This is a genomic window from Longimicrobium sp. (assembly GCF_036554565.1).
Taxonomy (GTDB): domain Bacteria; phylum Gemmatimonadota; class Gemmatimonadetes; order Longimicrobiales; family Longimicrobiaceae; genus Longimicrobium.
In genome coordinates, this window is the sequence record NZ_DATBNB010000770.1 from 1 (window position 1) to 7,675 (window position 7,675).

Consider the following 7,675-nt stretch of genomic DNA (forward strand, 5'->3'; position numbering starts at 1 on the left):
CTGCTCCTCGTCCGGCGCCGCCGACCACCCCCCCGGCGGCACGATGCTGAACCGGCCGTCGGGGTCCTGCACCCGCTCCATCTCGCTCATCCGCGTATCTCCCGCTGAGGATGGGGCGCGCAAGATGCCACACGCCCGAACGCCCGGCAAGCGGTCCGCATGACCGCCGCCGGGCGTTCGCCCCTCCCCACCACCACACCCGTCACGCCGCCGGACGCACCTTCGCCTGGCCCGCACGCTGGATGTTTGCCGCCGGCCCCGTGCGATCGTCCGCGACGGGCTCCCGCGCGAGGAGCCGGAGCGCCGGGTGCACGGACGTGGCCGGCGTGGCGCCGAACTGCGCCTGCACGCGGGTGATGTCCTCCAGCGGCACCGAGGTAGCCATGAAGCGGCGCAGCTTGTCGAGGAACTCCTGCTCGATGCGCTCGGCGACGGAGCGCGCATATTCAGTCCGTTGATCGTCCATCGGAGTGCCCGTGGGTCGTAAGTCGGCGTTGTCCTGCACGGACCAAGGATCGCCCTTCCGCGCATCTCCGGCATGGGTACTTTGCACTATCTTCCGTCCGGCGATTGACCGGCGTCGATCCACGGCGCCAGAATGACTGCGGATTACTCCGCGAGGAAACCGCGAAACCCGGGAGTTCCCCCTGATCATCCACACGAATTGAAGGATTTTGCCTCGCTGTACGCCGAGCTGGACGAGACCACGAAGACGGGCGAGAAGGTGGATGCGCTTGCCCGCTACTTCGCGGCCGCGGACCCGGCCGACGCCGCGTGGGCCGTGCACTTCCTGAGCGGAAGGCGGCCCAAGCGGCTCGTCGGCGCGCGCAAGCTGGCCGCGTGGGCCATGGAGGCGGCCGACGTGCCCGAGTGGCTGTTCGCGGAGTGCTACGATTCCGTCGGCGACCTGGCCGAAACCATCTCCCTCCTTCTCCCGCCATCGGGCTCATCCACCGACCTGCCGCTGCGGCACTGGGTGGAGGAGCGCCTGCTCCCCCTGCGCGGCGAGGACGAGGCGGGGCAGCGCCGCGAGATCCAGCAGGCCTGGGCAGAGCTGGACGGGCCACAGGCGTACGTCTGGAACAAGCTGATCACCGGCAGCTTTCGCGTTGGCGTGTCGCAGAGCCTGGTCGTCCGCGCCCTGGCCCGCGTGTCGGGCGTGGACGAGGCGGCGGTCGCGCACCGGATGATGGGCGCGTGGGACCCCAACCCCGACTTCTACGCGCGGCTTCTGGAGATGGACACGCGCGACACCGACCTCAGCCGCCCGTACCCGTTCTTCCTGGCGTACGCGCTGGAGGGGGAGCTGGAGTCGCTGGGCGATGCGCGCGAGTGGCAGGCCGAGTGGAAGTGGGACGGCATCCGCTCGCAGGTGATCCGGCGCGGCGGGTCCACCTTCATCTGGTCGCGCGGCGAAGAGCTGATCACCGAGCGCTTTCCCGAGCTGGCGCATGCCGCCGCCCTGCTCCCCGACGGCACCGTGCTCGACGGCGAGATCATGCCCTGGCGCGACGGGCCGCTCCCCTTCGCGCAGCTGCAGCGGCGCATCGGGCGCAAGGTGCTGGGGCCCAAGATCCTGGCCGAGGTGCCCGTCGTCCTGCTCGCGTACGACCTGCTGGAGGTGGATGGCGTGGACGTCCGCGAACAGCCCCAGGCGTGGCGCCGCTCGCGGCTGGAGGAGCTGGTGCGGGTGACGCCTTCCGCCGGGCGCATCCTCCTTTCGCCCGTGGTGGCCGCGGCGGACTGGGACGACGTGCTGCAGGCCCACCGCGACGCCCGCGCCCGCCTGGCCGAGGGGCTGATGCTCAAGCGGGCGGACGCGGCCTACGGCGTGGGGCGGCGCAAGGGCGCGTGGTGGAAGTGGAAGGTGGAGCCGTTCACGGTAGACGCCGTGCTCATCTACGCGCAGCGGGGGCACGGCCGGCGCGCGTCGCTGTACACCGACTACACGTTCGGCGTGTGGAAGGAGGGTGAGCTGGTGCCCTTCGCCAAGGCGTACTCGGGGCTGACGGACGCGGAGATCCGCAAGGTGGATTCGTTCGTGCGGCGGAATACGACGCAGAAGTTCGGGCCCGTGCGCACGGTGAAGCCGGAGCTGGTGTTCGAGCTGGCGTTCGAAGGCATCCAGCGCTCGCCCCGCCACAAGAGCGGCGTCGCGGTGCGCTTTCCCCGCATGCTCCGCTGGCGCACGGACAAGAAGCCGGAGGACGCCGACTCGCTGGACACGATCTTCTCCCTGCTGGAATCGGCCGCGGCCCAGGCGTCCGGCGACTGACGGGTACCGCCAGTTGTTGTCTCGTGAAGACGACGCGGACACACGCTGTCATCCCGATGGAGCGGCCCCGGAAAACTCAGCCCTGACACCGTGGATCGCAGCGACTGAGGGGTCCGCCACACAGCGCGCCTCATCGCGCTGTACCGGCGGACGCCTCACTGCTTGGATGGTGTCTCCACGGCGCCCCTCGTCCGCGAAGTGTGCGTTCTGTGGCGGCCTCTGTCGTGGCGCATCTCGCGCCGTGTGTGGCGGATCCCTCGGTCGCTGCCGACTGCCGTGCGGGGGCAGGTTCGCCGTGGCCGCTCCGTCGGGATGACAGGTGCGCTTCGGCGGCATGCGGGCAGCCGAGCCGGGATGGCCTCCAGATCGATGGAAACACTTGACCGCGGCCTTCTGGCGCCGCATCCCTTCCCCATGTTCCACATCGACCCGACCGATCCTACGCCGGTGGAAGCGCAGATCGTCCGCACGGTGCGCGCGGCCATTGGGGCTGGCGCGCTGGGCCCCGGCGACACGCTCCCCACGGTCCGCCAGCTTGCCGTGGACCTGCGCGTGGGGGCCAACGCGGTCGCCCGCGCGTACGCGGAGCTGGAGAAGCAGCAGGTACTCGAAACCGTGGCCGGGGTGGGCACCGTAGTGAGGGCATCGTCCGACGCCATCGACCGCGAAGAGCTGCTCGCGGAACTGTGCGCGCTGGAAGACGGGTTCCTGCGCGAGGCGGCCGCGCTGGGATTTTCGCTCGACGACGTGATCATTCACCTGGACAGCCGCCGCAACCGCTAAGGGGAATCCCATGCCGGGCACCGACCTCACGCAGTACAAGGCGAACATGCCCCAGCTCACGCCGGGAAGCGTTCCGCGCGGCAACATCCTGGGAACGCTCGCGCTCACGATTCCCAGCGTCATCGGCGGGGCGATCACGGCCGCCGCGGGCGAGCCGCTGGCGCTGATCGCCGGCATCGGAATCGGCTGTGTGGCCATGTTCTCGCCCAAGATCGCGCAGCAGTGGGAGCGCGCGGTGGTGCTGAAGTTCGGCAAGTACGTGGGTCTGCAGGGGCCGGGCGTGTTCTGGGTGATCCCGGGCGTGCACACGGTGGCGGCCTGGGTGGACCACCGCACCACGACGACGGCCTTCGCGGCCGAGCAGACGCTGACCAGCGACGCCGTGCCCGTGAACGTGGACGCGGTGCTGTTCTGGACGGTGTACGACGCCGAGAAGGCCGCGCTGGAGGTGCAGGACTACAAGCAGGCCGTGAGCTGGGCATCGCAGACGGCGCTACGCGACATCATCGGCCGCACCTCGCTCTCGGAGCTGCTCGCCGGGCGCGAAAAGATCGAGCAGGAGCTGCAAGCGTTGATCGACAGCCGCACGACCCCGTGGGGAGTGACGGTGCACTCGGTGGAGATGCGCGACGTGATCATTCCCGACTCGCTGCAGGACGCCATGAGCCGCCAGGCGCAGGCCACGCGGGAGAAGCAGGCGCGCATCATCCTGGGCGAGGCCGAGGTGGAGATCGCCAAGCTGTTCGAGAAGGCGGCGGAGAGCTACCAGGGGAATCCGGTGGCGCTGCAGCTTCGGCAGATGAACATCCTGTACGAGGGGCTGAAGCAGAAGGGCGGGATGATGGTGGTGCCCAGCACCATCGTCGACAGCATGGGAACGAGCGGCATCATGGCCGCCGCGGCGCTCGCGAAGCAGGCCCAGGACGAGCGCCCTACGCTGTCCCCGATGTCGGCGGACCCGTTCGCCGGGAGCGAGCTGCGGATCGTCACGGACGAGGAGTGAGGCGGGCCCAAGCCCCCGCAGACGGGGCCTCGGCTCCGCTGGGGCGAATGAATTCGCGGCAACAAAGGCCCAAAGTCCGCCTTCGCGGACTGCATGCGGAGTCGCGCACCAGGCCCGCCGGAGCGCGTTTCAGGTCTCCCCCTCCCCTGCGAAGCGGGGGACGGGGGTCGGGGGGAGGGGGCTCCCAGGGGCATGCACCGGTAGCGAGTCGACCTCCGCCCGAAGTTCTTCCCTCGGCTAACACGAAGAGGCTCCCCATCGCCGGGGAGCCTCTTCGAATTGTACCACCGATCGCGTCACATCCTCAGTGCAGGATCTCGTACGCCGGAAGCGTGAGGAACGGAATGAACTCGGTGCCCAGCACCAGGTCGTCCAGGAGCGCGCAGGCAGATTCCAGGCAGCGCGTGTCGGTGCGCTCGGCGCGCAGGGCGGCCATCTCGGCGTCGCGGATGCGCGTGTAGTCGTCCGGCGTAAAGTAGCCGTCCTGATCCCCGTCGTCAGCGATGGGGGTGCGGTGGCGGATCCACTGCCACAGCTGCGCGCGGCTGATCTCGGCGGTGGCGGCGTCTTCCATCAGGTTGTGGATGGCCACGGCGCCGTTGCCCTGCAGCCACGCCTCGATGTACTGCAGTGCCACGTTCACGTTCAGCCGCGCGCCTCCTTCGCTCACCTGCCCACCCACGATGCCGGTCTCCAGCAGCGCCGCCGACCGCACGTTCACGTCGTCGCGCTGACGGTGCTTCTGGTTGGGCCGCTCGCCCAGCACCGGGTCGAACTCGGCGCGCGCGACGGGCACCAGGTCCGGGTGCGCCACCCAGGTGCCGTCGAAGCCCTGCCCGGCCTCGCGGGCCTTGTCCTCGCGCACCTTGGCCATCGCGCGTTCGTTCACCTCGGCGTCGCGGCGGCTGGGGATGAAGGCCGCCATCCCCCCCATGGCGTGCGCGCCGCGGCGGTGGCAGGTCTTCACCAGCAGTTCCGCGTAGGACTTCATGAACGGCACGGCCATCGTGACCTGAACCCGGTCGGGGAGCACGAAGTCGGCGCGCTTCCGGAACTTCTTGATCATGCTGAAGATGTAGTCCCAGCGGCCGGCGTTGAGGCCCGCGGCGTGGTCGCGCAGCTCGTACAGGATCTCGTCCATCTCGAAGGCGGCCAGGATGGTCTCGATGAGCACCGTGGCGCGAATGGTCCCGTGCGGAATGCCCATGGCCCGCTGCGCGTGGGTGAACACCTCGTTCCACAGGCGCGCCTCGAGGTGGCTTTCCAGCTTCGGCAGGTAGAAGTACGGGCCGCTGCCACGATCCAGCAGCTCCCGCGCGTTGTGGAAGAAGTACAATCCGACGTCGAACAGCGACGCGCTGACGGGCGCGCCGTCCACCAGCACGTGGCGCTCGGAAAGGTGCCAGCCGCGCGGCCGGACGATCAGCACGGCCGTGTTGTCCTTCAGCCGGTACTGCTTGCCCCCGGCGTCGAGCGACAGGGTGCGGCGGATGGCGTCGGACAGGTTGGCCTGGCCGTGCAGCACGTTCTTCCACGTGGGCGAAAGCGCGTCCTCGAAGTCGGCCATGAAGCAGCTGGCGCCGGAGTTCAGCGCGTTGATCACCATCTTGGCGTCGGTGGGCCCGGTGATCTCCACGCGCCGATCCTCCAGGTCCGCCGGGCAGGGCGCCACGCTCCAGTCGCCGGCGCGCACCTCGGCCGTCTCCTCGTCCAGGAAACCGGGCTCGTTCCCCTGGTCGATCCACTCCTGCCGCTCGTCGCGCCGGCGCAGCAGCTCCAACCGCGTGGGGTTGAACCGGCGGTGGAGGTCCGCCACGAAGGCCAGCGCCTCCGGCGTCAGCACGCGCGCCGCCGCGCCTTCCCCATCGCCCAAGACCTGAACGCCCTGCACCTGCCCCGCCGTCTCGTCCGCGACCGTCATCTGCGTTCCTCTCGGGATGATTTCGTCCAAGCTCTGCGCATCAGCGACAGGCATCGGCGATCGGGTGATGCCAATGGCTTCGTCCACAGAAAGTACGTTGCGCAACAGTGGTTCCGCGAGCCACGCGGTTCCCCCTCCCCCGGCCCCTCCCCCGCAAACTGCGCGGGAGAGGGGAGTAACAGTCATCGCGGGCGTGTGTCTTAGCGTATCGCAGAATCGAGGAGTGCGTTGAGGCGTGGTGCGGGGAGGGCGCCCAGCTCTCGCGCCACCTCGCGCCCGCCGCGGAACACGATCAGCGTGGGAATGGAGCGGATGCCGAAGCGCTGGGACACCATGGGATTGGCGTCGGTGTCCACCTTGGCCACCAGCACGTTCCCCATCCGCTGCGCCGCCACCTGGTCCAGAATGGGAGCCATCATCTTGCAGGGCCCACACCAGTCGGCGTAGAAATCCACCAGCACGGGGACCGGCGAATCCGCCACCACGCGGTCGAACGCGGCGTCGGAAAGGTGCAGCGGCCGGTCGAGCGCGATCGGCTGCTTGCAGTGGCCGCACCGGGGCCGGTGGGCCGCGCGGGCCAGGTCCACCCGGTTCAGCCGCCCGCACGAGGGGCACTGCACGGTCGCCTTGCGCTGCTGCGTCGTCGTTTCCATCGCCCTGCCTCCTACCGCTCCACGGGAAAATCGGCGCCCCGCCGGCTCCACTCGATGAACGAGGCGTCGTACATCTTCACCTTCCGCTCCAGGTAGCGCGCCACGTAGTAGGCGTGGCTGGCCTGCACCCCCGTGCGGCAGTACACCACCACCGTGTCGGACTGCGACGCCTCGGCGAGGGTGTACGCGGAGGCCAGCACCTCGGGCGAGCGCAGGCGCGGGTCCGTTTCCGAGATCAGCGAGTTGCGCCAGAACAGGTTGTGCGCGCCGGGAATGTGGCCGGGACGTGTAACTCCGTCGCCCGGCGTGGCGCCGCTGAACTCCGCGGCGGGCCGCGCGTCGATGAACACCACGCTGGTGTCGTTCAGGTGGTCGCGCACCCACTCGGCCGTCACCACCAGGTCCGCGCGGGGCCGCGGGGTGAGCGATCCGCGCCGTGCGGCGGGCACCTCCGTCGACACCGTCCGCTCGTCGGCCCGCCACTTCTCCAGTCCGCCGTCGAGGATGGCGTGGTCCGCGTGGCCCAGGTAGTCCAGCGTAAAGAACGCGCGCGCCGCCAGCAGCCCCTGCAGGTCGCCGTAGAGGATGACCCGCGAGTTGTCGGATACGCCGACGGCCTCGAACGCCTCTTCCAGCTGCTGCACGGGGGGCAGCTCGTTGGGAATGCCGTTGCGTTCGGCGACGATGGCCGACAGCGGCAGGAAGCGCGCGCCGGGGATGTGCCCCGCATCGTAGCTCGTGCGGTCGCGGCCTACGTGCAGCACCACCACCCGGGGATCGGTCAGCCGCCGCGCCAGCTCCCCCGAGGTTTCGCGAAGGTCCTCGTTCCACTTGGGCATGGGGTTGGACTTGGGAACCCGCACCGGGCAGGCGGCGGTTGCCGCCACCAGCGCGGCTCCGAGCATAAAGGGAAAGAGCTTTCGCATCGGCGTTCCTGGGGCGTGAGATCGGGTGCGTCGCGGTGCTGCCCATGGAATGATGCAAGTGAAGTGCGACGGGGCGCGCGGGCGAATGAATTCGCTGCAACAACCACACGAAGT

The 7,675-nt window shown here is 69.6% G+C and carries 7 protein-coding genes; 3 read left to right on the forward strand and 4 right to left on the reverse strand.

Features of this window, described 5'->3' with window-relative positions; genetic code table 11:
- Positions 1 to 202 precede the first annotated feature (202 nt).
- The gene (locus VIB55_RS21725; RefSeq protein ID WP_331878769.1) at positions 203 to 466 is read right to left on the reverse strand and encodes a hypothetical protein; all 264 of its coding nucleotides are present in this window, start codon (positions 464 to 466) and stop codon (positions 203 to 205) included.
- Between the two features lie 198 nt (positions 467 to 664).
- Between VIB55_RS21725 and VIB55_RS21730 the strand changes: the two genes are divergently transcribed.
- The 3 genes from VIB55_RS21730 (at position 665) to VIB55_RS21740 (ending at position 4,061) form a co-directional block, all read left to right on the forward strand.
- On the forward strand, positions 665 to 2,275 hold the full coding sequence (locus tag VIB55_RS21730; protein ID WP_331878770.1) for an ATP-dependent DNA ligase: 1,611 nt from the start codon (positions 665 to 667) through the stop codon (positions 2,273 to 2,275).
- Positions 2,276 to 2,629: 354 nt separating this feature from the next.
- Positions 2,630 to 3,058 (forward strand): GntR family transcriptional regulator, encoded by a 429-nt coding sequence (locus VIB55_RS21735; protein ID WP_331878771.1) that lies wholly within the window; start codon positions 2,630 to 2,632, stop codon positions 3,056 to 3,058.
- Between the two features lie 10 nt (positions 3,059 to 3,068).
- Positions 3,069 to 4,061, forward strand: coding sequence for a slipin family protein (locus tag VIB55_RS21740; RefSeq protein ID WP_331878772.1), 993 nt, complete (start codon positions 3,069 to 3,071; stop codon positions 4,059 to 4,061).
- 304 nt (positions 4,062 to 4,365) lie between these two features.
- Here the strand turns inward: VIB55_RS21740 and aceB are convergent, their stop codons facing one another.
- The 3 genes from aceB to VIB55_RS21755 all read right to left on the reverse strand — a co-directional run bounded on the left by aceB (position 4,366) and on the right by VIB55_RS21755 (position 7,561).
- Positions 4,366 to 5,982 (reverse strand): malate synthase A, encoded by a 1,617-nt coding sequence (gene aceB, locus VIB55_RS21745; protein ID WP_331878773.1) that lies wholly within the window; start codon positions 5,980 to 5,982, stop codon positions 4,366 to 4,368.
- Between the two features lie 200 nt (positions 5,983 to 6,182).
- On the reverse strand, positions 6,183 to 6,635 hold the full coding sequence (gene trxC, locus VIB55_RS21750) for a thioredoxin TrxC (protein WP_331878774.1): 453 nt from the start codon (positions 6,633 to 6,635) through the stop codon (positions 6,183 to 6,185).
- An 11-nt stretch (positions 6,636 to 6,646) separates the two neighbouring features.
- The gene (locus tag VIB55_RS21755) at positions 6,647 to 7,561 is read right to left on the reverse strand and encodes a sulfurtransferase (RefSeq protein WP_331878775.1); all 915 of its coding nucleotides are present in this window, start codon (positions 7,559 to 7,561) and stop codon (positions 6,647 to 6,649) included.
- Positions 7,562 to 7,675 lie beyond the last annotated feature (114 nt).

Coding starts and splice junctions, on each gene's coding strand:
- VIB55_RS21725 (WP_331878769.1), bottom strand. CDS start 466: ATGGACGATCAACGGACTGAATATGCGCGCTCCGTCGCCGAGCGCATC.
- VIB55_RS21735 (WP_331878771.1), top strand. CDS start 2,630: ATGGCCTCCAGATCGATGGAAACACTTGACCGCGGCCTTCTGGCGCCG.
- VIB55_RS21740 (WP_331878772.1), top strand. CDS start 3,069: ATGCCGGGCACCGACCTCACGCAGTACAAGGCGAACATGCCCCAGCTC.
- aceB (WP_331878773.1), bottom strand. CDS start 5,982: ATGACGGTCGCGGACGAGACGGCGGGGCAGGTGCAGGGCGTTCAGGTC.
- trxC (WP_331878774.1), bottom strand. CDS start 6,635: ATGGAAACGACGACGCAGCAGCGCAAGGCGACCGTGCAGTGCCCCTCG.
- VIB55_RS21755 (WP_331878775.1), bottom strand. CDS start 7,561: ATGCGAAAGCTCTTTCCCTTTATGCTCGGAGCCGCGCTGGTGGCGGCA.